This window comes from Stenotrophomonas maltophilia group sp. RY12688 (assembly GCF_052149045.1).
Lineage (GTDB): Bacteria > Pseudomonadota > Gammaproteobacteria > Xanthomonadales > Xanthomonadaceae > Stenotrophomonas > Stenotrophomonas sepilia.
In genome coordinates, this window is sequence record NZ_CP197389.1 from 4,225,170 (window position 1) to 4,248,104 (window position 22,935).

15 protein-coding genes are annotated in these 22,935 nt (G+C 67.7%); 5 read left to right on the plus strand and 10 right to left on the minus strand.

Going from position 1 to position 22,935, the window contains the following annotated elements:
* Positions 1 to 20: 20 nt before the first annotated feature.
* Complete coding sequence (locus ACS0OT_RS19565) at positions 21 to 3,467, minus strand: hybrid sensor histidine kinase/response regulator (RefSeq protein ID WP_139728016.1); 3,447 nt, start codon at positions 3,465 to 3,467, stop codon at positions 21 to 23.
* Between the two features lie 135 nt (positions 3,468 to 3,602).
* On the minus strand, positions 3,603 to 5,750 hold the full coding sequence (locus tag ACS0OT_RS19570) for a S46 family peptidase (RefSeq protein ID WP_442255948.1): 2,148 nt from the start codon (positions 5,748 to 5,750) through the stop codon (positions 3,603 to 3,605).
* Positions 5,751 to 5,872: 122 nt separating this feature from the next.
* Between ACS0OT_RS19570 and ACS0OT_RS19575 the strand changes: the two genes are divergently transcribed.
* Both ACS0OT_RS19575 and ACS0OT_RS19580 read left to right on the plus strand, forming a co-directional pair.
* Positions 5,873 to 6,649, plus strand: a complete 777-nt coding sequence (locus ACS0OT_RS19575) for a hypothetical protein (RefSeq protein WP_442255949.1) — start codon at positions 5,873 to 5,875, stop codon at positions 6,647 to 6,649.
* Positions 6,646 to 7,746, plus strand: a complete 1,101-nt coding sequence (locus tag ACS0OT_RS19580) for a hypothetical protein (RefSeq protein WP_065177807.1) — start codon at positions 6,646 to 6,648, stop codon at positions 7,744 to 7,746. Before ACS0OT_RS19575 ends, ACS0OT_RS19580 begins: the two co-directional genes overlap by 4 nt.
* A gap of 51 nt (positions 7,747 to 7,797) precedes the next feature.
* Here ACS0OT_RS19580 and ACS0OT_RS19585 read toward each other — a convergent pair whose 3' ends face one another.
* The 4 genes from ACS0OT_RS19585 to glyQ form a co-directional block, all read right to left on the minus strand.
* Positions 7,798 to 11,655 (minus strand): translocation/assembly module TamB domain-containing protein, encoded by a 3,858-nt coding sequence (locus ACS0OT_RS19585; RefSeq protein ID WP_164229344.1) that lies wholly within the window; start codon positions 11,653 to 11,655, stop codon positions 7,798 to 7,800.
* Positions 11,652 to 13,448 (minus strand): autotransporter assembly complex protein TamA, encoded by a 1,797-nt coding sequence (locus ACS0OT_RS19590; RefSeq protein WP_032954656.1) that lies wholly within the window; start codon positions 13,446 to 13,448, stop codon positions 11,652 to 11,654. The genes ACS0OT_RS19585 and ACS0OT_RS19590 overlap by 4 nt, the downstream gene beginning before the upstream one ends.
* A 175-nt stretch (positions 13,449 to 13,623) precedes the next feature.
* On the minus strand, positions 13,624 to 15,699 hold the full coding sequence (gene glyS, locus ACS0OT_RS19595; RefSeq protein ID WP_262090211.1) for a glycine--tRNA ligase subunit beta: 2,076 nt from the start codon (positions 15,697 to 15,699) through the stop codon (positions 13,624 to 13,626).
* Between the two features lie 87 nt (positions 15,700 to 15,786).
* On the minus strand, positions 15,787 to 16,698 hold the full coding sequence (glyQ, locus tag ACS0OT_RS19600) for a glycine--tRNA ligase subunit alpha (RefSeq protein WP_049412007.1): 912 nt from the start codon (positions 16,696 to 16,698) through the stop codon (positions 15,787 to 15,789).
* Positions 16,699 to 16,781: 83 nt separating this feature from the next.
* Here glyQ and ACS0OT_RS19605 point away from each other — a divergent pair, with 83 nt between their 5' ends.
* The 3 genes from ACS0OT_RS19605 to ACS0OT_RS19615 are packed head-to-tail and all read left to right on the plus strand — an operon-like array spanning position 16,782 to position 20,296.
* Positions 16,782 to 18,617, plus strand: a complete 1,836-nt coding sequence (locus ACS0OT_RS19605) for a GspE/PulE family protein (RefSeq protein ID WP_164229347.1) — start codon at positions 16,782 to 16,784, stop codon at positions 18,615 to 18,617.
* Positions 18,589 to 19,335, plus strand: coding sequence for a glutamine amidotransferase (locus tag ACS0OT_RS19610; RefSeq protein ID WP_005420445.1), 747 nt, complete (start codon positions 18,589 to 18,591; stop codon positions 19,333 to 19,335). Before ACS0OT_RS19605 ends, ACS0OT_RS19610 begins: the two co-directional genes overlap by 29 nt.
* 49 nt (positions 19,336 to 19,384) lie before the next feature.
* On the plus strand, positions 19,385 to 20,296 hold the full coding sequence (locus ACS0OT_RS19615; RefSeq protein WP_005420447.1) for a BPSS1780 family membrane protein: 912 nt from the start codon (positions 19,385 to 19,387) through the stop codon (positions 20,294 to 20,296).
* Positions 20,297 to 20,379: 83 nt separating this feature from the next.
* Here ACS0OT_RS19615 and tatC read toward each other — a convergent pair whose 3' ends face one another.
* From tatC to ACS0OT_RS19635, 4 genes are all read right to left on the minus strand, one after another.
* Positions 20,380 to 21,129: a twin-arginine translocase subunit TatC gene (gene tatC / locus ACS0OT_RS19620; protein WP_005420449.1), complete on the minus strand. Its 750-nt coding sequence runs from the start codon at positions 21,127 to 21,129 to the stop codon at positions 20,380 to 20,382.
* Entirely contained in the window at positions 21,126 to 21,584 is a 459-nt protein-coding gene (gene tatB, locus ACS0OT_RS19625) for a Sec-independent protein translocase protein TatB (protein WP_053500646.1), read from the minus strand. The genes tatC and tatB overlap by 4 nt, the downstream gene beginning before the upstream one ends.
* Positions 21,585 to 21,599: 15 nt before the next feature.
* Positions 21,600 to 21,827: a Sec-independent protein translocase subunit TatA gene (gene tatA, locus ACS0OT_RS19630; protein WP_005420453.1), complete on the minus strand. Its 228-nt coding sequence runs from the start codon at positions 21,825 to 21,827 to the stop codon at positions 21,600 to 21,602.
* A gap of 75 nt (positions 21,828 to 21,902) precedes the next feature.
* Complete coding sequence (locus ACS0OT_RS19635; protein ID WP_061480672.1) at positions 21,903 to 22,796, minus strand: lipid-binding SYLF domain-containing protein; 894 nt, start codon at positions 22,794 to 22,796, stop codon at positions 21,903 to 21,905.
* Positions 22,797 to 22,935 lie beyond the last annotated feature (139 nt).

Sequence of the window (22,935 nt, forward strand, 5' to 3'; positions counted from 1 at the left end):
CATCCACGCATGGCGTGGATCTATTGCGCATCCCGCAGCGCGCCCAGGAAGGCGCGCAGCGAGGCCGGCTTGATCGGCTTGGTCAGCACGCGGTAGCCACGCTCGCGTGCCATCCGCTTCAGCTCGTCACGTCCGTCGGCGGTCAGCAGCGCACCCGGCAGCGGGTAGCCGGCCGCCTCGCGCAGCGCCACCAGCGCATCCAGGCCATCCATGCGATCGTGCAGGTGGTAGTCCACCAGCATCACCTGCGGTCGCTCGGCGATCTTCTCCAGTGCCTGGTCGACGGTGGCGGCGGTGATCACCTGCACCTGCCAGCGGCCGAGCAGTGCGCGCATGCCGTCGAGGATTTCCTCGTCGTTGTCCACGCACAGCACCCGCAGGCCCGCCAGCGAATCGCTGCGCACCGGTGTGGCCACGGCCTGGGTCGCCTTGGCAGGCTCGGTGTAGCCGGGCAAGGGCGCAACCCGCGGCAGGATGATCGAGAACATCGAGCCACTGCCAACGCGGCTGCGTGCATTGAGGCGATGGTCGAGCAGGCGCGAGATGCGCTGGCAGATCGACAGGCCCAGGCCCAACCCCTGCTCGCCCCAGTCGAACGGCTGCTGGTAGCGGTGGAACTCGTCGAAGATCTGCCGCATGTGGTGTTCGGGAATGCCAGGGCCGGTATCCCACACCTGCAGTTCCACCTCGTCGCCGCGCTGGCGCACGGCCAGCACGATGCGCCCCTGGCGTGTGTAGCGCAGCGCATTGGCCAGGAAGTTCTGCAGTACGCGGCGCAGCAGGCGGCGATCGCTGCGTACCCAGGCCGTGCGCGCGAACAGGTCCAGGCGCAGGCCACGGCCTGCGGCGACCGGCGTGTACTGCGCGGCCAGCTCGCGCATCAACGCACTCACATCGAATTCGCCGATCACCGGGTGCAGGCCACCGGCATCCAGCCGCGACACGTCCAGCAGGCCATCAAGCAGTTCTTCGGCAGCGCGCAGCGACGCGTCCACGCGTTCGGCCAGATGCTTCTGTTCGTCGCTCACGTGATCGCTGTCGCGCAGCGCGGACGCAAACAGGCGCGCCGCATTCAACGGCTGCAGCACGTCATGGCTGATCGCCGCCAGGAAACGGGTCTTCGACTGCTGCGCGACCTCGGCCTCATGCGAGCGTTCGGCCACGCGCTGTTCCAGCGTCTCGTTGGCTTCAAGCAGCGCCCTTTCAGCGTGCTTGTAGTCGGTGATGTCGTTGTAGCTGGTCACGTAACCGCCGCCGGGCAGCGCCTGGCCACGCATCTCGATCACCTTGCCGTCGCTGCGGGTGCGCTCGAACACGTGCGGCGAGCCGGCGCGCATGTAACCGATGCGGCGGTTGATCTGCACTTCGATATCGCCCTCGCCCAGCTCGCCGCGCTCGGCGTTGTAGCGGATCAGGTCGGCCACCGGGCGGCCCACGTAGAGCATGCCGTCGGGGTAACCGAACATGTCCTGGTAGCGGCGGTTCCACGCGGTCAGGCGCATGTCCGGATCGACCACGCTGACCCCGGCGCTGATGTTCTCCAGCGTGGTCGACAGGATCTCGCGGTTGAAGCGCAGTTCCTGCCCGGCTTCGTCCAGCACCGCCACCACTTCCCCCAGGTCCATGCCCGAGCCACGCAGCAGGCTGGTCAGCAGCAGGCGCGCCGATGCCGCACCGATCGAGGCGGCCAGCAGGCGCTCGGTGAACTGCACCCACGGCCGGTCAGCCGGTGCCGAGGATTGCAGCTCACGGCCCAGCGACTGCGCCTGCTCGAAGAACGAACGCCGTGCATGGCGTTCGCCGACCACGCGCGAAGCCAGCGCCAGCAGGTCGCCCACATGCACATGCCCGGGCCAGCCGCCGGCCACCGACGGGCGCTCGGCATACGGGTCGAGGAACGGTGCCGCACGCAGGCGCTCGTCGACGCCGGGCCGCCAGCGTGCGGACACCAGCATCATCGTGGCCGCATTGACCAGCAGCGACCAGAACGTGCCGTGGGTCAGCGGGTCCCAGCCGGACATGCCGAACAGCTGCTGCGGACGCAGCCACTCGATGCCGAACGGGCCGTGCTGTACCCAGGCGGCGTCGACCCAGCCGGCCATGGTCATCGCCGGCAGCAGCAGGGTGTACAGCCAGGTGGCAAAGCCCAGCAGCATGCCCACTTCGACGCCGCGCCGGCTGGCACCGCGCCAGTACAGGCCGCCGATCAGGCCGGGCGCGAATTGCGCCACCGCTGCGAACGCCATCAGGCCGTACGAGGCCAGCGTGCTGTCGTTGCTGCTGGTGCGGTAGTAGCTGTAGGCCATCAGCGCCAGCAGCAGGATCGCCAGGCGGCGGATCCACAACACGCGCGAGGCGACGTCAGCGGCTTCCTGGTGGTCACCGCTCCGACGCAGCAGTACCGGCATCACCAGATCATTGCTGACCATGGTCGCCAGCGCGATGGACGAGACGATGACCATGCCGGTGGCCGCCGAGAAGCCGCCCACGTAGGCGATCAGCGCCAGCGCATTGCGGCCTTCGGCCAACGGCAGCGCCAGCACCATCGAGTCGTCGGCGACGCCGCCGCCGGTGCCGAACAGGGTCACGCCGGCGGTGGCGATCGGCAGCACCATGCCCGAGATCAGCACCAGGTAACCGCCGAACATCCAGCGCGCGCGGCGCACGTCGCGCACGTCACCGCACTCGACCACGGCCACGTGGAACTGGCGCGGCAGGCAGATGATGGCGAGGAAACTGAGCAGGGTCTGCGAGATGAAGCCGACCGGCGGCAGGCCGGTGAACAGCGTATGCACCGACTCGACCACCGCGTCGGTGCGGTTGCTCAGCCACAGGTAGGCGAACACGCCCACCGCCAGCATCGCCAGCAGCTTGATCACCGATTCAAAGGCAATCGCCAGCATCATGCCGTGGTGGTGCTCGGTGGCATCGACCTGGCGGGTACCGAACAGGGTGGCGAACAGCGCCATCAGCAATGCCACGTATAGCGCCGGGTCGGTGAAGAACCCGGTCGGGCCGGTGTTGCCGGTCAGCACCTGCAGGCTCATCGCCACCGCTTTGTACTGCAACGCCAGGTACGGAATGATGCCGATCAGCGCGATGATCGCCACCAGCGCCGCCAGCCGCCGCGAGCGACCGAAGCGCGAGGAGATGAAATCGGCGATGGAGACCACGTTCTGGCTGCGTGCGATCAGCGCCAGGCGCTCGATGATGCGCCAGCCGAACAACAGCAGCAGCAGCGGGCCGATGTAGATCGGCAGGTAGCCCACGCCATTGCGCACGGCAGTGCCGACCGCGCCGTAGAAGGTCCACGACGAGCAGTACACCGCCAGCGCCAGGCTGTAGACGACCGGCCGCAGCCACGGCCGGTCGGGGTACATCGGCCGACGGTCGCCCCACCACGCCACGCCGAACAGCAGCGCGGCATAGGCAACCGAGACCAGCAGCAGGACCCAACTGGAGACCACGCGTGTGTTTCCGTCGGAGGAACCCGCAGTGTAGGCCAGGCGCGGCCGGGTGTACGGGCTCGTTGGGGGCAACCGCCCCCACCAGTGTAGGGGCTTACGCGGTGCGGGCCACGACCGTGGGTCGTGGCCGGCTTCTTACTGGGCCGGCACGCCCATTTCCTTCAGCAGTTCCGGCGCCGGGTAGACCTTGGCCAGCAGCCAGCGCAGGTAGCGCATGTCCACGTGCACGGCACGCTTGTAGCGCGGGTCGAACCACCAGCTGGCGCTGACCGACTCCCAGTTGCTGTCAAAGTTCAGGCCGATCAGTTCGCCCTTGGCATTGAGCACCGGCGAGCCGGAGTTGCCGCCGGTGGTGTCCAGGTTGGTCAGGAAGTTGACCGTCTGGGTCTCCAGTGCCGGATCGGCGGTGCTGCCGAAGTCACCCTTGGCGATCGCGGCCAGCAGCGGCTTGGGTGCGTCGAACGGATAGGCGTTGGTGTTCTTCTCGACGATGCCGGCCACGGTGGTCACCGGCGAGTAGGTCACGCCATCGCGCGGGTGCAGTGCCTCGACCTTGCCGTAGCTGATGCGCAGGGTGCGGTTGGCATCCGGGTACACGGCGCGGCCCTGCTTGGCACGCCAGGCGAACAGCGCCTGCATGTAGGCCGGGCGCAGGCGCAGCTGCTCGCCCTCGCGGGTCTTGCTTTCGTTCTCGATGCGCAGCTGCGCGGCCACCAGCGGGCCGGCCACGGCGATCAGCGGATCGGCGGCCAGGGCCTTGCCTTCGCGCGCAGCCGCGAAGCGCGACAGGCGCTGCGCCTCGTCACCCAGCTGGGTGCCGGCGTACAGGGTATCCAGTGCCTTGGCCAGCTGCTGCGGGGTACGGCCGAAGGCGGCGTCGAACTCGGCCACGCGCTGCGCGTCCGGCAGCTGCTGGTAACGGGTCAGCAGGGTGGTCAGCAGGGCCTTCTCGACCTCCGGTGCGTAGCGGCGCTGGACCTGCTTGAGCACGCCTTCGATCATCGCCTGGTCGCGCTGCTGGTAACCGCTCTCGCGCTGCGCGTCCGGTTTGGCCGATTCGATGCGCAGGCGCTCCAGCAGCAGCGCCGAGCGCAGCAACTGGCTCTGTGCGGCCATCTGGTCCAGCAGCAGGTCACGCTCGCCCACCGCCGCGCCCTGTGACAGGTTGGCCAGCAGCGCCTTGATGTCGCTCTGGTACCTGCGGTCGGTGGCGGCCAGCATCGCGGTCTCGTCGGCGGCACGCTGGGCCTTGGCGTCGCTGCGCAGCAGACCTTCCAGCTCACCGGCGGCGCGCTTGCGGTTGTTCTTCAGCGACTGCAGCTGCGAAGCGTAACGGGTACGTGCCTGCGCGTCCTTGGCAGTTGCCGCCTCGATGGTGTCGATCATCTGCTGGAACACCGAAACGCGGCGCGGCAGCACGGTGTCGATCTGGCCGGCGAATTCTGCCGCGGTACGGTGGCGGTAGGTGATGCCCGGATAACCGGCCAGCATCGCGTAGTCGCCCTCCTTCGGGCCCTCCACCGACATCTGCAGGTGTGCCGGCGCCTGGTAGGGCACGTTGTCCTTGCTGTAGGCGGCCGGCTTGCCGTCCTTGCCCACATAGGCGCGCAGCAGGGTGAAGTCGCCGGTGTGGCGCGGCCACATGAAATTATCGATCTCATCGCCATAGTTGCCGATCGCACGCGGCGGCGCGTACACCAGGCGCACGTCGCTGAGTTCCAGCTGGGCGATGCGGTAGAAGTCGGTGCCGTAGTACATGTTGGCCACCGAGCAGCGCACGCTGCCATCCTTCTCGCATTCGGCCACGATCTGCTTGCTGGCCGCATCGACGGCATCGAAGTAGGCACGGCCGGTCTTGCCGCGGGCCTGCGCCAGCACCTGGTCGGTCACCTTGTCGAAGCCGACGGTGACCAGCACGCGGAAGTCCGGGTTGGCCGGGCGCTCATCGGCACGGTCCCTGGCGATGAAGCCACCGTTGATCAGGTCGTGCTCTGGGGAGCTGTTGTACTGGATCACGCCCATCGCCACGTGGTGATTGGTCAGCAGCAGGCCGTCGCTGGACACGAACGAGCCGGTGCCGCCGCCCGCGCGCACCACCGCGCTCAGCGGCGGCGCGGTGACATTGGCCAGGTCGGCCGGATTGCCCTTGAAGCCAGCGGCCTGCAGCGGCTTGGCCAGGTCCGGCAGCTGGGTCGGCATCCACATGCCTTCATCGGCGTGGGCACCGGCGGCGAGAGTCAGGCCCAGGGCCAGGGCGGTGGGAAGGGCTTTGCGTGGTGACATGAGGCAATCCGGTACGACAGAACAGCCCGGGACCATAGCCGCTGGGGCCGCATGGGGCAACGGCTGATGGTTGGGGGCACCGATGCTGGCTAGAATCAGGCACGGATACTAGGGAAGGACCGATGATCGCAGGAATCGATCTGGGCACCACGCATTCGACAGGGCCATCTGCCGCCGAGGCGCTTGCCGACCGCATCGTCCGCAACGGTCAGCAACGCGATCCGGCAGACTTCGCAGCCTGGCTGCAGCAGTCCCCGGAACCGCAGCCCCCTGCGGATGCTGGCGCGGTGAACCTGGCAACCTGGCAACGGCTGATGAAGGGCACTACGCCGTTCCCGCAAGCGAACTTCGAGCAGCTGGCCGACCGCTTCCAGTGGTATGACCGGGACAGTATCCGCGAGTGCTACGACATGGCCGCCCTCGGCCACAGCATGCACCTGTGCTGGTTGCTGGTGCCAGGCAACGAGACCGCGCTCGCCCGTTACATGCATCTTGAGAATGCGCCGGTTTCGGTGGTGCAGGCCCGCCCCCGTGTCGCCCGGCTCAGTGGCCCCTGGCACCCACTGCGCGCGCGCATCCAGGCGCTGTCCGCGGGCACGCGGCACGAAATGCGTGAAACGCTGCATTACCTTGTCGGCGTGCCTGTGATGGCGCACGTGGCGCTCCCACCGCCATTGCAGCGCAGGCAGGTCATGTTCTGGGCGGCCGCATGCGACGCCCTGCACCATTCCGTGCCGTCACGCAGACGCTTCACGCGGCGAACGGTCGCTTTGGCACTGCTTCTGACGTGCGCCCTGCTGGCCGCCATCGCAATCCTCCGCGGGGCATTTTCCAGCTCCCCCGGCAATGCAGACAGTGATCGTTCAAGCCTGCAGCCCCCACACGAGGCAAACCCATGAGCAACTGGATGGACCTGCTGGAGCGCGCCAAATCCACCGACCCGCAACCTTTCGCGGTGTACCTGCAGGGTCTGCGCAGCCAGTGGTCCCTGGACGAGCGCGCTGAAGCCAGTGCTAGGGTGCTGCAGGCGCTGCGCGCGCGGCAGGCGCCCATGAACCTGTCCGAAGCCGCGGCGCTTTACCAGGCCTTCGGCTGGGACGACGCGGGCTGCGGCCTGGCACCAGGCGAACTGCGCGAGCTGGCCGAACACGCCTGGCAGGACTGGCTGCAACTGCCCGCGCAGACCGATCTGCTGGCCCAGCAGATGGAGGCGCGTGGCGGACGCTGGACCAGCCACGATGACGCTGCCAGCCGCCTTCAGCAGCTGCGCGAACCGCGTTCGCACCTGCGCAACCTGATGTCCGCGCTGCCGCTGCGCGTGCCGCGCCAGGCCGCAGCGTTGATGGACGTACTGGGCTGCCAGGAGGACCGTCCTCTGCCGCCCGGCATCGATGCGGGCCAAGCCCGCTTCTGGGCCGGCGCCAGCGATGTCACCCGCCTCACCGCAGCACAGTTGTCATTGCTGCGTGCACTGCTGGCAAGCGTGGCGCTGACGTTGATGGCCTTCATCGCGTTGGCCACCACCCAGATCGCCAACACGCTGCTGCCCTACCAGTCGGAAGAGCAGCGCAGGGCGATCGTGCTGGGCACGGCAGCGCTGGCGCCACTGCTCGGCACGCTGCTGGCCATTGGCCTGCGTCATCTGTTCGTCTGGCAGAGCGCCCCTGAAGACCCGTCCGTGCCGCCTTCCCGGCTGCGTTGGCTGGCCCTGCCGGTCGCCTGCGCAGCCATCGCAGTGGTCGGTACCGCCGTCTACCTGTGGGTGCCCTCGCCTTCGCTGTGGTTGGCACCGCTGTGCTGGCTGCTGGCCTGGACCGTGCTGGCCACGGCATGGATCCGCTACCAGCTGCGCCGGGGCAAGCCCGTCCGCATGGAATTGCCAGTGTCATTCCTGATGATGCTGTCCGTGCTCAGCGTGCTGCCGGCGCTGCTGGGTGCGCTGCTGCTGTGGAGCATGGACCTGTCCGGGCACCGCCAGCGGCTGCGCCGCAGCTGAAGAAGCCGGGGGTCGGACCCTTTCAACGAAAGGGCGCCGCCCCCGACCCGGTCATTTCTCCCGCCGCCAGTTGATCGAACCACGGTTTTCCACCGTGCTCGATTCCACTTCCACATCAAACCCGCGGCGCAGCAGGTACTTCAGCGTGATCACCGAACCGGCGCCCACCAGCGACACGCCGTAACCCACGTAAAGCTTGGGCGAGATGTACTTGCCGACGCCGATCACCGAACCACCCAGCGCGCGCGACTGGCTCACGCCTGCATCATCCAGGCCCAGCTTGGCACCCAGCTGCGAGGCGAGCAGGCCACTGCCAGCCGAGAGCGCCGCCGAGGCCGCGTTGACCTGCTGCGCCTGGTCGCTGCTGGCGCCGGTCAGGCTGCGTCCCAGCACCAGATAGGCCAGTGCCTCGGACTGCGACATCGCCGGATCGGACCACACGTCGGCACGCGGTTGCTGGGCACGCCCGGTCACGTCGATGCCGGCGGTGACATCACCGATGCGGCGCTCGGCGCGGATGTTGATGCGCGGGTCGGACACCGCGTTGTAGTTCCAGTTGAGGTTGCCACGGGTGATGGTCAGGTCCTGCCCATACGCCTTGTAGCGGCCGCTCACTTCCAGGCCGCCATTGGCGGTCATTTCGCGGCCGGGCTTGGCCCAGACCTGCATCTTGCCGGTCAGCGCGCCCTTCAGGCCGAACCCGGTCATCTTCACCTTGTCGCCCAGGCTGACCGTCAGGTCCATGTCCAGCGGCGAGGTGCGCGACTCTTCCGGATCGGCCGGGTCGAGCACCACCACGTCTTCGGACACCGAGGTGCCGCGGTCCAAGCGTTCCAGATCGATGTCGGCCTCGGGCACGTGCACGGTGCCGCGCAGCTCCATCGCCGCCTTGGCCAGGGTGAAGTCGAGGTTGGGGTTGGCGACGATGCGCAGTTCGCTGGTGTTGGACAGCAGCACGTTCTCGCCATGGATCTTCAGCTGCAGCGGCTGCGCATCGCCGAACCACGACAGGCCACCGTCCACGTACAGCGTGCCCTGGCCCGAGTTGGCCTGCGCGGTGATCTTGGCCGAACCATCGGGCTGGGCCACGAAGCTGCCCTTGCCCTGGTCGAAGGTCAGGCCCAGCGCGGGGAATTCGCCCTTGAAGTTGCTCAGCTGTGCGTCACCGCCCAGCGACGGCTGGCCTCGCGTCCCGCGCAGGCTGACGTGGCCTTCGATCAGGCCGGTCGGTCGCACGATGTCCGGCGAGAACAGCTCCAGCCAGTACAGCCGCGACATGTTGAGGTAGAGCTCACCATTAAGCGGCGCACTGGCTTCCCAGCCGGTCTGCATCTTGGCGTCGACGAAGCCATTGCCCTGGAAGCCCATGCCCAGGTAGCCCTTGATGCTGGCCGGGGTCATGTCGAGCTTCAGCGAGAACTGGTCATAGCGCACCAGCTCGCCGCGGGTGGTATCGCCCACGGTGTTGCGGTTCTCGCCCAGGCGCACGCCGCCTTCCTTCGAGCGCACCTCCACATGGCCTTCCCAGGCGTTGCCGCGCGGGCGGATGTGCGCGTCCAGGCTGACATCGCCGCGAAGGTAGATGCGGCGCCCGGACTGCGGCGGCAACCACGGCTGCACCAGCGCCAGCGGCAGCGCGTCGCTGCGCACCACCAGGCCTTCGCGCGGCCAGTTGGCCTGTGCGCACAGCGCGCCGCTGCTCGCGGCGGCCAGGCAGGCTTCGGACAGGGTGTAGGTGCTGCCGTTGATCGCGAACGCCGCCGGTGCACGCAGCGCCCAGGCATCGCCCTTCACCGGTGCGATGCGCAGCGACGCCAGTTCGCCACGCCACTGCGTGCCCTGCTGGCGCACGCTGCCCTGCAGCTCGACCGCACCCATCTCGTTGCGGGTCTGCGCGGCCAGGCGCAGGTTGGACACACTGCCCTGTGCGTCGATGTTCAGCCGCTCCAGCAGCATGCCCGCGTTGACCTGCTGGCCCTGCACGGCCAGCGTGCCGCTGTCGCCGCGCCACGGCAGGCGGCCCTTGATGCTCACGCTCTCGGCACCGTAGCCATCCCAGTTGAGGTTGTTGCCGACCAGGTCAGCGGTGATGTCCGGCGCATCGCGCGGGCCCTTCACCTGTACCTGGCCACGCAGGCCACCGTCGGCGGCCGGCAGCAGGTCGCTCAACTGCAGCGGCTCGAAACGCGCATCGATGTCGAGGCGGTCGCCGACCTTGCCCGACACGGTCACCCGGCTGCTGCCCAGCGACAGCTTCAGGTCACCCTGGCCCTGCGCGCCCTGCAGTGCGAACTTGCCCTGTGCGTCGAGATTGCGCTGGCGCAGGATGCCCTTCAGCGAGGGCAGGTCCACCGTGGCTTCCAGCGTACCCGAGGTGCCCGGTGCGGCATTGGCCGGCGGCGGCAGCTGGCGGCCCTTGGAGGCCAGGTTGCCGGACAGGCGGCCGTTCCAGCCCGGCACGAAATATCCGGGGTCGAAGTCCTTCAGCGTGGCCTTGGCGTCCCAGTCCAGCTGCGGCGCCCACGCCACCTGGCCTTCCACCTGCAGCTGGCCACCGGGCGTCTGCGCCTGCAGCTGGTGGATCGACGCGGCCTGGTCGTTGCCACGCACATCGAAGTGCAGCTGCGCCTTCTGCTTTTCGCGTTCGACCTCGGCGCGGCCGATCGCCGCCCAGGCCTTCAGGGTACCGGCCAGGCCGAAGCGTGCTTCCTTCAGAGTGACCGGCACCGGTGCGCTGCCGGCGGTGTTCGGATCGGGCGCCGGTACATAGGTCAGGTCACGCGCGACCACCGAGAAGTTGAGCTTCTGCTGGTTTTCCTGGCTGAAATCGGCGGTGCCCTCCAGGCGGGCTTCGCCACCGAGGCCCTTCAGCAGCAGCGGCGAGACCTTCAGTACCTGGTCCTGCAATGACACCATGGACGGTGCCAGTTCCAGTTCCTGCTCGCCCTGCTTCACCCTGCCACGCAGGTTGGCATTGCCGCCCTTGCCAGCAGCGGTGAAATCCAGCGACAACGGCGTGATCGCCGAGCTCGCCAAGGCCGGCGACAGCAACGCCAGATCCAGCTCGTCGCTGCGCACGCTGGCGTTCCACGTCGGGTCGGTGCGGCCATCGAACACCAGCATCGCGTGCAGCGGCTTCGGTGCACGCCCGGCCACCGCCACTTCCATGTGCGACAGGTCACCGCGGGCGACCAGGCCGACGGTAGCGGCTGTGCGCCCACGCGGTGCCGGCAACACCGCCGTCACCGTCACGTCGGTGTCGTAGTCCTTGGCCGGGATGTAACGGCCCTGGGCAGTGAAGTTGCCCATGTCACTGTCCACCACCAGCTTGTGCGCCTGGAACTCGCCGTTGGCGATCTCGATGCCGCCGCGCACGCGGCTGATGTCGATCACCGGTTCGTTGGCTTGGCTGATGCGGAAGCCATCGATGGCGATGGCATCGGCCTGGATCGCCAGCGGCATCTCGATCTGCGGTAGCGAATCGGGCCACGACGGCAGCTTGAACGGCTCATCGCTCTTGGCCAGGTTCAACGTCGCGTTGGTCAGCTCCAGCTTGTCCAGCAGCAGCTTGCGGCCCAGCAGCGGGCGCAGGTCCGGCTCCAGGTGCGCACGCTCGGCGTGGAAATGGATGTCGTCATAGCGGAAGTCGACGTTGTACAGGGTCAGCGGTCCGGCCACCGGGCCGTCCACCTTGTCCCAGGTGAAGCTGGCGCCCACCGGCAGCCGCGCCACCACCTGGGCCAGCAGTACGTCACGGCCGGCCACGGTCTGCAGCAGCCAGTACACCGCCAGCAGGGCCAGCAGCACCAGGCCGATCACGCCGGCGCCGGACCATGCCCAGAAGCGGCGACGGCGATAGAAACGCACGCGTGGCGGCGGGGTGTTCGGGGTCGGTGCGGGCGTGCTCACAGGTCCGCTCCGATGTTCAGGTACAGCTGGAACTGCGAATCCGGGTTGTTCAGGCCGTGCGCCACGTCGATGCGCACCGGGCCCACCGGCGATTTCCAGCGTACGCCGAAGCCGACGCCGGTATGCAGGTCGATGGTGTTGTCGAAGGCACTGCCGGTATCGACGAACACCGCCGCACCCCAGGGGCCACCGTTGAAGTAGTGCTCGTACTCGGCCGAGCCGATCACCAGGTTCTTGGCACCCAGCGCGTACTTGTCCGGCTTCGGCGTACGCGGGCCGACCTCACGGTAGGCGTAGCCGCGGATGCTGCGGTCACCACCGGCGAAGTAGCGCAGGCTCGGCGGCATCGCCACCAGATCGCTGGTCCAGGTGGTGCCGCCCTCGCCGCGCAGGATCAGGCGATTGCTTTCACCCACCGGGATGTACCAGCGCAACACGGCGTTGGCCTGCACGAAGCTGGTATCCGAGCCGGCGCCTTCCACGCCGGCACGCACCGTCGCAGCGCCGCTGATGCCCTTGCGCGGGAACATCTCGTCGTCGACGTTGACGTAGTCGGCAACCATCTGCGGGTACACCAGCGTCGAGGTGTTGTAGACGGCGTCGGTGAATTCGGTGCCGGAGGCATAGCGCCAGCGCTCGCGCAGCGCGTTGATCGAGGCGATCGCGGTCCAGTGTTCGTTGATCTCGCCGCTGCGGCTGGCGATCAGCTTGAAGTTGCGCAGGTCGATGTAGTCGGTCTGCTCGTCATACGCGCTGGCAGCGAAGGTGTACCAGCCATCAAGCCAGTTGAAGGCCGGAATGCGGTAACTGGTAACCAGGCTCTTGCGCTTCTGCGCATAGTCCAGCTGCGTGTTCATCTTGTGGCCGCGGTTGTTCAGGAACCGCCGCTCGATGCCACCGCGCACACCCGGGCCGCTCTCGCTGCCGTAGCTCAGGCCTGCGGTGTAGATGGTGCGCTTGGCCCGGGTCAGCTTCACGTCCACCGGCACTTCGCCGTTCTCGTCGGCCTGGTCCGGGCGCGGCTGGATGTCGATCACGCTGAAGTAGTCCAGCTTCGTCAGCGACTCGCGCAGCCGGTCCAGCTTGCCCTCGTGGTAGTAGCTGCCCTGGTCCCAGTACACCAGTGGATCGAACAGCTTGTCGACGAAGTAATCCTGCTCGAAGCGCACCGGGCCCATGTTGTAGCGGCGGCCGCTGTCCCAGGTCAGGTCGATGTCGGCGGCGTTGTCGGCGCGGGTGATCTGCACCTGGCGCTGGGTGTAGTCGGCATCGAAGTAGCCGCGCTCGGCCAGGCGCCGGGTGATGGTGATCTTGCTGGCTTCGTACTGGGTGTGCTCGAAGCGCTGGCCCTTGCGGGGCTTGAAGGCGGCCAGGTCGTCCTGCAGGTACTGGTCGTACATCGCCGGGCCGGTGATGTCGATGTGCTCGCGGCGCACGGTCACCGGGGCGCCCTTGTCGACATGGATCAGCACGCGCACGTGCTCGTCCTCACGCGGCGCCTCGACCTTGATCACCGGGTTGTAGTAACCGAACGGCTCCAGCGCCTGGCGGGTCTGCCGCTCGGCCTGCGACAGCAGGTACTCCAGGCGCGATTCGCCCTGCTCCTTGCCGATCGTGTCGTACAGCGACAGCGATTCCTGGATGTTCTCGATGATTGCGGCGTCGTCGCCCTTGTCCAATCCCTTGATGTCCACCTTGTCGATGGTGCCGCGCGCATGGACCACGGAAGTGGCGGCCAGCGACAGGACCATCAGCGGCAGGGCGTATTTCTTTGGCTGCATGCGGCACAGCATACCGACCGGAGGTGACGATGCGAAATGCATCACGTCATTGCGGATCGGTTGTTAAGTGGCGGTCAAAATACACCGCAAAGTGTCGATTGTCGCAACCGACCAATCAGGATGCCGGCATCGTCCACGATGTCGGCAATGACCCCGATAGACAACGCCGGCACTACCGATACGGGCGTCAGCTCGACAGATGCTCGATCGCCGCCACCTTGCCCAGGCGCTCGCCCAGCATCGTCAGCAGCGCCAGGCGGTTGCCACGCAGTGCCGGATCTTCCGCGTTGACCATCACGCCATCGAAGAACGCGTCGACCTGCGGACGCAGGCGCGCCAGGCGTGCCAGCACCGCCACATAGTCCTTCTGGTGCAGGCTGGCGCCGGTGTCATCGATGGCGGCGGTGACCGCTTCGGCCAGCGCGCGCTCGGCATCTTCCTGCAGCAGTGCCGCGTCGATCTGCGCCGGAATCTCGCCCTCGGCCTTGCGCAGGATGTTGCGGATGCGCTTGTTGGCCGCAGCCAGCGCCTCTGCCTCCGGCAGCGCGGCGAAGGTGCCGATCGCATCCAGGCGGCGATCGAAGTCGTACAGCGAGGCCGGCTTCAACTCGGCCACCGCGTTGAAGTGCGTGGCCGGCACGCCCTTGTCGCCGTAGTAGCCCTTCAGGCGGTCGAGGATGAAGTCGTACAGCTCGCCGACATCGGCCTGCACGTTGCGCGCGGCCAGGCCGGCATTGGCGCTGGCCATCAGCGCGCGCAGGTCCAGTTCGAAGCCGCTTTCGATGATCGTGCGGGCCAGGCCCAGCGCATTGCGGCGCAGCGCGAACGGGTCCTTGTTGCCGGTCGGCTTCAGGCCTGCAGCGAAACCACCGGCCAGCGTATCCACGCGTTCGGCTATGGCCAGCACCTTGCCCAGCGGCGACAGCGCGATGTCGTCACCACCGAAGCGTGGCTGGTAGGCCTCGTCGATGGCCAGCGCCACGTCGGCCGATTCACCACCGGCCACGGCGTAGTGGCGGCCGGCGATGCCCTGCAGTTCCGGGAATTCGTTGACCATGCGCGACTGCAGGTCGTTCTTGGCCAGCTCGGCAGCCCGCTTGGCCTGCGCCGGATCGGCACCGACCTGGGCTGCGATCACTTCGGCCAGTGCGGCCACGCGCGCCACCTTGTCGGCCACGCTGCCCAGCTTGGCCTGGTAGGTCACCGTCTTCAGGCCGTCGCCCATCGACATCAGGCCCTGCTTCAGGTCCTCGTCGAAGAAGAACTTGGCATCGGCAAAGCGCGGGCGGATCACCCGCTCGTAGCCCTTGGCCACTTCGGCCACGTCCTTCGATTCGATGTTGGCGATGCCGATGAACTTCTCGGTCAGCGTGCCGGCGGCATCCAGCACCGGGAAGAACTTCTGGTTGATCTCCATCGTTTCGATCAGTGCTTCCTGCGGCACTGCCAAGAAGGCGCGTTCGAAGCTGCACAGCACCGCCGACGGCCATTCGACCAGGTTCACCACCTGCTCCAGGTTGTCGTCGGTGATGCGGGCGCTGCCACCGGCCCCGGCTGCAGCGGCCTCGACCTCGGCGACGATGCGCGCACGTCGCTCGCTCGGGTCGACCAGCACGAACGCGGCGCGCAGCGCTTCAACGTAATCCTGCGGCTGCGCCAGCGACACGGCCTGGTCGTGGTGGAAGCGATGGCCACGGCTGGCACGGCCGGCCTGCAGGCCGAACAGTTCGGCCTCGACCACGTTGGCGCCGTGCAGCAGCACCAGCCAGTGCGCCGGGCGGGCGAAGCCCCAGGCGTGGTCGCCCCAGCGCATCGGCTTGGGAATCGGCATCGCCGCGATCGCCTCGCGCAGGATTTCCGGCAACAGGCTGGCGGTGCTCGCGCCCGGGGTCACCGCGCGGTGCACGAAGCGCTCGCCCTTGTTGTCGGTGGTCTTCTCCAGCGCGGTCCAGTCGATCCCGGCCTTGGCGGCGAAGCCCTGCAGGGCCTTGGTCGGCTGGCCTTCGGCGTCCAGCGCGATGTTCAGATACGGGCCCAGCACTTCGCTGTGCTGTTCCGGCTGTTCCAGGCCGACGCCCGGCAGCAGCACGGCCAGCCGGCGCGGGGTCGACAGCGGGCGGGCATCGCCCAGCTCCAGCGCGACGCCACGCTTGCGCAGGCCTTCGACAACACCGTCGAAGAACGCCTGGGCCAGGCCCGGCAGCGCCTTGACCGGCAGCTCCTCGGTGCCCAGTTCGATCAGCAGGGGGGACAGTTGGCTCATCGGTTCGATCCTGTGGTGGGGGCGCAGCGCGCAACGCGTCCGGCGCCCCGGGTAGTTGATGAAAAGCGGGACGGTGCAGGAAGGCGGTCAGGCCTTCTTCGCACCCGGGAAGCCCAGCTTCTCGCGCTGCTCGTAATACGCCTTGGCCACCGCCTGGGCCAGCGCGCGCACGCGCAGGATGTAGCGCTGGCGCTCGGTCACGCTGATCGCGCGGCGCGCATCGAGCAGGTTGAAGGTGTGGCTGGCCTTCATCACCTGCTCGTAGGCCGGCAGCGGCAGGCCCACTTCCACCAGCTTCTGCGCTTCACGCTCGCAGGCATCGAAGCGGTGGAACATTTCGTCCACGTCGGCGTATTCGAAGTTGTAGGTGCTCTGCTCCACCTCGTTCTGGTGGTAGACGTCGCCGTAGGTCACCGGCTGGCCGTCCGGGCCGTAGGTCCAGACCAGGTCATAGACGTTGTCGCAGTTCTGCAGGTACATGCACAGGCGCTCGAGACCGTAGGTGATCTCGCCCAGCACCGGGCGGCACTCCAGGCCACCGGCCTGCTGGAAGTAGGTGAACTGGGTCACTTCCATGCCGTTGAGCCAGACTTCCCAGCCCAGGCCCCACGCGCCCAGCGTCGGCGATTCCCAGTTGTCCTCGACGAAGCGCAGGTCGTGCACCAGCGGATCGATGCCCAGTGCCTTCAGCGAATCCAGGTACAGCTGCTGGATGTTGTCCGGCGCCGGCTTCATCGCCACCTGGTACTGGTAGTAGCGCTGCAGGCGGTTCGGGTTCTCGCCGTAGCGGCCGTCGGTCGGACGGCGCGACGGCTGCACGTAGGCCGCGTTCCAGCTTTCCGGCCCGATCGCCCGCAGGAAGGTGGCCGGGTGGAAGGTACCGGCGCCCACCTCCAGGTCGAGCGGCTGGATGAGCACGCAGCCCTGCTGGGCCCAGAACTGGTTCAGGGTCTGGATCAGGCCCTGGAAGGTGATCGGAACGGTCGGGGTCGCGGACATGCGTACGAGTCTTGGCCGGCAAGGGGGTGCGCTAGTATAACGGCCGACCTGCGGGGCATTCCGTACCCGGGAGGAGCAGGCAGATGGAACATCGGCTGCCGGTGGGCACGCCCGGCGAGCCAGGCGGCGTCCCGCTGCCGTGGGGCCGCCTGCATTTCGAGCAGGTGGGTGCGGCGCTGCTGGCCGACGGCCTGGTCGCCGAGCACGAGGGCGAGCGCATGCGGTTTTCCGCACAGGGCGCGCGCAATGCCAGTGAAGTGCACCCGCTGGTGCTGCTGTCCAACCTCAAGCTGGCCACCCGCGACGGCGGCGAACTGACCCTGGAACGCCTGACCGAATGGCTGGCCCAACGCACCGGCACCCGCTACCTGCGCATCGATCCGACCCGGGTCGACGTCGCTGCGGTCACCGCGCTGGTCTCCCACGCCTATGCCCGTCGCCACCGCTTCCTGCCGCTGGCAGTGGATGCCGAACGGGTGCTGGTGGCCACCAGCGAGCCGCTGGTGCAGGAATGGCGCCGCGACCTGCAGCACCTGACACGCCGCCGCATCGAGCTGGCGGTGGTCAATCCGCTCGACCTGCACCGCTACACCATGGAGTTCTACGGGGTGACCCGTTCGGTGCGTGGCGCGCGCGGCGACGTCCGCGGCGAGGCCAACACCACCCTGCCCAGCTTCGAGCAGCTGGTCGAGCTGGGCCGCACCGGCGACGTCAATGCCGACGACCAGCACATCGTGCACATCGTCGACTGGCTGCTGCAGTACGCCTATGAGCAGCGCGCCTCGGACATCCACCTGGAACCGCGCCGCGAGATGGGACGCATGCGCTTCCGCATCGATGGTGTGCTGCACAAGGTGTTCGAGGTGCCGCCGGCAGTGATGACCGCGGTGGTCAGCCGCATCAAGGTACTCGGCCGCATGGACCTGGCCGAGCGCAGGCGCCCGCAGGACGGCCGCATCAAGACCCGCTCGCCGGGTGGCCGCGAGGTCGAGATGCGCCTGTCTACCATGCCCACCGCCTTCGGTGAGAAGTGCGTGATGCGCATCTTCGACCCCGATGCCGCCTTCAAAAGCATCGACCAGCTCGGCTTCAGCCCGCAGGAGGCCGCTGGCTGGAATGCACTGGTCGAGCGCCCGCACGGCATCGTGCTGGTCACCGGCCCGACCGGCTCGGGCAAGACCACCACCCTGTATTCCACGCTGAAGCGGCTGGCCACGCCGGACGTGAACGTGTGCACGGTGGAGGACCCGATCGAGATGATTGCGCCCGAGTTCAACCAGATGCAGGTGCAGGCCAACATCGACCTGGACTTCGCCAGCGGCGTGCGCACCCTGCTGCGGCAGGATCCGGACATCATCATGATCGGCGAGATCCGCGATCTGGAAACCGCGCAGATGGCGGTGCAGGCCTCGCTGACCGGCCATCTGGTGCTGTCCACCCTGCACACCAACGATGCACCGTCGGCGGTCACCCGCCTGCTCGACCTGGGCGTGCCGCACTACCTGCTGGCCAGCACCCTCAACGGCATCCTCGCCCAGCGCCTGGTGCGTACCCTGTGCCCGCACTGCAAGCAGCCGCACACCCTTGGTGCTGCCGACTGGGCGGTGCTCGCTGATAGCCAGGCTGCATATCCAGATGCCGCCACGCCCTGTCGTCCGGTCGGTTGCCTGGAGTGCCGGCGCACCGGATTCCTCGGCCGCATCGGCCTGTATGAGTTGCTGCCATTGGGCTCGCGGCTGCGCGGGCAGATCCGCGCCGACATGGATCTGGCCGGTTTCACCCGTGCCGCGCGCGCTGAAGGGCTGCGAACCCTGCGCCAGGCCGGGCTTGAAAAGGTGGCGCAGGGGCTGACTACAATCGAGGAAGTCCTGTCAGTGCTGCCGCCCCCGGATGAACCCAGCCCCCTTCCTGATCCTTGAAACCGGCCGCCCGGTACCGTCGCTGCGCCGCTACGGGCGCTTTCCGCACTGGATCCGCGTCGCCGCCGGGCTGGAGGAACATGAGACGGTGGTGGTCGATGTCGAACACGGTGGCGCCCTGCCCGATCCGCACGGTTTTGCCGGGGTACTGGTGACCGGTTCGGCCGCCTTCGTTACTGACCACGCCGACTGGAGCGAGCGCAGCGCGGCGTGGCTGCGCCAGACCGCCCACGCTGACCTGCCAGTGTTCGGCATCTGCTACGGCCACCAGCTGCTGGCGCATGCGCTGGGCGGTGAGGTGGCCTACAACCCGGCCGGGCGCGAGTCCGGCACGATCGAACTGGAGCTGCAGCCACAGGCGGCACAGGATCCGCTGTTCCAGGGCCTGCCGCAGCACTTTGCCGCCCACGCCACCCACCTGCAGACCGTGCTGCGCGCGCCCGACGGTGCCGAGGTGCTGGCACGCTCGCCGCTGGATGGCTGCCACGCGTTCCGCTGGGGGCGCCAGGCCTGGGGCGTGCAGTTCCACCCCGAATTTGCCACCCACCACATGCGCGGCTACGTGCGCGCCCGCGCCGACTGCATCGGCCGCCACGGCGGCTGTGCGCGCAGCATCGAGCGCGCAGTCAGCGCCGCACCGCTGGCCCGCCAGCTGCTGCGCCGCTTCGTCCGACAGGCGCGGCTGTCTTCAGCCCAGCCGGCGGCAAAACAGCGATAATCAGCGGCACGGGCAACCGCCCGTCCCCTCCTGTCCTTCCCGGATGTCCATGAAAGAGATTCGCAAGCTGCCGGCCTCGGCGGGCGCCCAGTGGTTGCTGGATACGTTCTCGCTGTATCGGCGTGCGCCGCTGCAGCTGGCCCGGATCGGCCTGGCCTGGCTGCTGGTGAGCTGGGTGGTCACCCTGTTGTCGACGCTGATTCCCGGCGCCGCCGGCATGGCCGTGCAGCTGATGACCCTGGCCATCTCGCCGATCATGTTCGGCGGCATGCTCTACGCCGTGGGTGAGATCGACGAAGGCCGCCCGGGCCTGTCCTCGCACCTGCTGCAGCCGATCCGCGACCACCGCGTCAGCCACCTGCTGGTGCCGCTGGCGATCCAGGTGCTGGCGGTGCTGCTGCTGGGCGCGTTGCTGTTCATGATGATCGGCCGCGAAGGCTTCACCGCCTTCAGCGAGGTCATGACCAAGATGGAAGAGATCAGCCGCAGTGGCCAGCAGATCAAGCCGGACGATGCCGCGGCGCTGGTGGCCAACCTGCCGGCCAAGCGCATCGCGCTGTGGATGCTGCTGGTGTTCCTGAGCGCGGTCGCACTGTCGCTGGCAATGTTCACCCAGCCGGCGCTGGTGGTGTTCGACAAGCAGAGCGGCATGCACGCGCTGCGCCTGAGCCTGCAGGGCTGCATCGAGAACATCGGCGCGATGATCGTGTTCGCCGTGCTCGGCCTGATCGCCGCGTTCTGCATCTACATCCTGTTCGTGATCGTGATCCAGATCGCGATGCTGATCGGTGGCCCGCTGGCCGCCGCCTTCATCGCCCAGCTGGTGCTGACCACGGTGCTGATGCCGCTGTATGTCGGCGCGGTCTATGCCGCGTGGAAGCAGATGTTCGTGCACCGTGGCAGTCGCGCCGCACCGCCGGTCCCGACCACCCCGACCTCAAGCGACATCTTCCACGCCTGACGAAAAAGGGGACGGAGGGGATTAAGTCGTTTGTGCCACTGTGCCGATAGCGACTTAATCCCCTCCGTCCCCTTTTGTTTTTTTCAGGCGGCGGGTTTCTTCACGGCCGACGACGGCACCAGCCAGCGTGCGGCGTGGATGCCCAGCTCGTAGAGCAGGCACATCGGGATCGCCAGCATCAGCTGCGAGACCACGTCCGGCGGGGTCAGCACCGCCGCCAGCACGAAGATGCCGACGATCGCGTAGCCACGGCCTTCCTTGAACTGCTGCGGCGTCACCCAGCCCAGCAGCACCAGGATCACCATCGCCACCGGCAGTTCGAAGCTGCCACCGAAGGCGAAGAAGATCGCCAGCACGAAATCCAGGTAGGCATTCGCATCCGGGGTGATCGCGATCACGTCCGGGCTGAAGGTGGTCAGGAAATGGAACACCGCCGGCAGCACCAGGAAGTAGGCGAAGGCACAGCCGGTGTAGAACAGCAGTACCGAAGACACCAGCAGCGGCACCGCCAGGCGCTTCTCACGCGCGTAAAGCCCCGGGGCGACGAAGGCCCACAGCTGGTACAGCAGCCACGGCACCGCCACGAACAGGGCAACGAAGAAGGTCAGCTTCAATGGCGCGAAGAAGGCGCCGGCCGGATTGGTCGCGATCATCGTCTGCCCGTTGGGCAGCTGCGAGACCAGCGGTTCGGCCAGCGCGTTGTACAGCTTCTGGGTAAACGGCAGCAGCGCCAGCAGCACCACGCCCAGGCCCAGCAATGCGCGCACCAGGCGGCCGCGCAGTTCCACCAGATGTTCGACCAGCGAGCTTTCGCCGAAATCCTGTTCACTCATGGCTGGCGCTCCGTGCGCTGCGGCGTCGGAGCACCGGCTTCAGGGGGTGTCGCCGGCATCGGCTCTGGCGCAATGCCCTCCTGTACCGGTGCATCGGCAGGCGGCAGGCCGCCCATATGCGGCGGCGGATCCGCAGGCGCCGGCGCGCGTACTTCCTGCGCCAGCGCATCGCCCTGCTGCTGCGCCTGCTGCGCTTCGCGACGGATCGCCTCGCCGCTGGCGCGCAGCTGGTTCTCGGTGTCCTGCATGCCCTGGCGCACCTCCTGCATTTGCCGCTTGATGTCCTCGGCCTGCAGTTCGCGTTCCAGTTCCTGTTTCACCGAATCCCACTGATTGCGGGCACGGCGCACCCACAGGCCGGCGAAGCGGGCCGCCTTGGGCAGGCGCTCGGGACCGAGCACCACCAGGGCGACCACCGCGATCACCAGCAGTTCGCTGAAGCCGATATCGAACACCGCAACCGCTCCGGATCAGCGAGCGTTACGGTCGTGCTCGTCCTGCGCGGTGCGCGAGGCGTCCTGGCTGCGCGACTCATCGCCCAGCTGCGCGTTCGGCTTGTCTTCGTCGCGCATGCCCTTCTTGAATTCCTTGACCGCCGAGCCGAGGTCCTTGGCGCCACTGGTCAGGCGCTTGGTGCCGAACACCAGCAGGACGATGGCCAGCACGACCAACCAATGCCAGATGCTGAAACTGCCCATAAAGACGCTCGTTACGTTAGTGATCAGGCTGTCGAGCATAGCGCACCGGGTGTCAGCCGGCGCGCGTGACGAAAGTCAGTTTCCGCCCAGCGTTTCCGTGCGGATTTCGCCGTCGTTGACCGGCTGGAAGCCCTGCTGCTGCGGCGGCGGGTTCTGCGGCACGTTCTGCAGCGGCGCGGTGGTGGCTTCGGTTGGGGCGGCCGGCGCGGCCTGAACAGGCGCCGGCGCAACCGCCGGGGTCGCCGCCGGACGCGGTGCACTGCCACCGTTGCCGTTGCGGTTGTTGCGGGCGGCGTAGGTGGCCTCTTCCAGACGATCACGGAAGGCGACCACGTCCATCGACGGCGCACCGGCGGCGCGACCTTCGAAGATCATGCGCGGCGTGGTGTTGCTGCCGTAGGCGTCAAGGTTGGCGGCATCGTCGATCTGCAGCACCGCACCATCCAGCGCGACGCCCGCGAACAGCCCACGGGCACGCGACCAGGACCAGATCTCGGCCTTCAGCTGGCCGTCGGTGGCGGCGGCGGCATTGCGGCCGACCGGACCGGCGGCAACGCCAGCATCGGCGCCGAGCGTGAACTTGCCGTTGACCAGATTGTCCAGGCTGCGGTCGTTGCGGAACACCAGAACCACATCCGAAGATTGCACGCCGGCCTGGAAGCCGATGCTGCCACCGGTGAGCTTCACGAACACCGGGTTGGACCATGCGCCATTGGGCATGCGCACCGACATCAGGCCGTGGCCACGACGACCGCCAATGACAAGACCGGCCTTGATCGTGTCGGGAATGACGATGACCGCGCGGCCTTCGTCGAGCAATTTATCCGGAATGCCCTGTTCAGGAATTTCCTGGATTTCGGCCAGCACGCGCACGGCGTTGCGGGCGCGCTGGTCTTCCTGCGGTCCGGCCATGGCCTGGCTGGACAGCAGGCTGGCGGCGATCAGCAGGGCTTGGATCGGGCGACGCATGGCAGGCTCCAGAAGTCAGTCCGTAGGAAGATATAGCAAGTGACTGAAATTAGTGGTGTTGTCATGAATCCCCAATGAGCGTTCCCTGCCCGCATTGATGCGCGCTATGCCTGCAATCCGAACCCTGCATCCCGGCGCG

Coding starts and splice junctions, on each gene's coding strand:
- ACS0OT_RS19580 (WP_065177807.1), top strand. CDS start 6,646: ATGAGCAACTGGATGGACCTGCTGGAGCGCGCCAAATCCACCGACCCG.
- tatA (WP_005420453.1), bottom strand. CDS start 21,827: ATGGGCAGTTTCAGCATCTGGCATTGGTTGGTCGTGCTGGCCATCGTC.
- ACS0OT_RS19635 (WP_061480672.1), bottom strand. CDS start 22,796: ATGCGTCGCCCGATCCAAGCCCTGCTGATCGCCGCCAGCCTGCTGTCC.
- ACS0OT_RS19570 (WP_442255948.1), bottom strand. CDS start 5,750: ATGTCACCACGCAAAGCCCTTCCCACCGCCCTGGCCCTGGGCCTGACT.
- ACS0OT_RS19610 (WP_005420445.1), top strand. CDS start 18,589: ATGAACCCAGCCCCCTTCCTGATCCTTGAAACCGGCCGCCCGGTACCG.
- ACS0OT_RS19615 (WP_005420447.1), top strand. CDS start 19,385: ATGAAAGAGATTCGCAAGCTGCCGGCCTCGGCGGGCGCCCAGTGGTTG.
- glyQ (WP_049412007.1), bottom strand. CDS start 16,698: ATGTCCGCGACCCCGACCGTTCCGATCACCTTCCAGGGCCTGATCCAG.
- glyS (WP_262090211.1), bottom strand. CDS start 15,699: ATGAGCCAACTGTCCCCCCTGCTGATCGAACTGGGCACCGAGGAGCTG.
- ACS0OT_RS19590 (WP_032954656.1), bottom strand. CDS start 13,448: ATGCTGTGCCGCATGCAGCCAAAGAAATACGCCCTGCCGCTGATGGTC.
- ACS0OT_RS19605 (WP_164229347.1), top strand. CDS start 16,782: ATGGAACATCGGCTGCCGGTGGGCACGCCCGGCGAGCCAGGCGGCGTC.
- tatC (WP_005420449.1), bottom strand. CDS start 21,129: ATGAGTGAACAGGATTTCGGCGAAAGCTCGCTGGTCGAACATCTGGTG.
- ACS0OT_RS19575 (WP_442255949.1), top strand. CDS start 5,873: ATGATCGCAGGAATCGATCTGGGCACCACGCATTCGACAGGGCCATCT.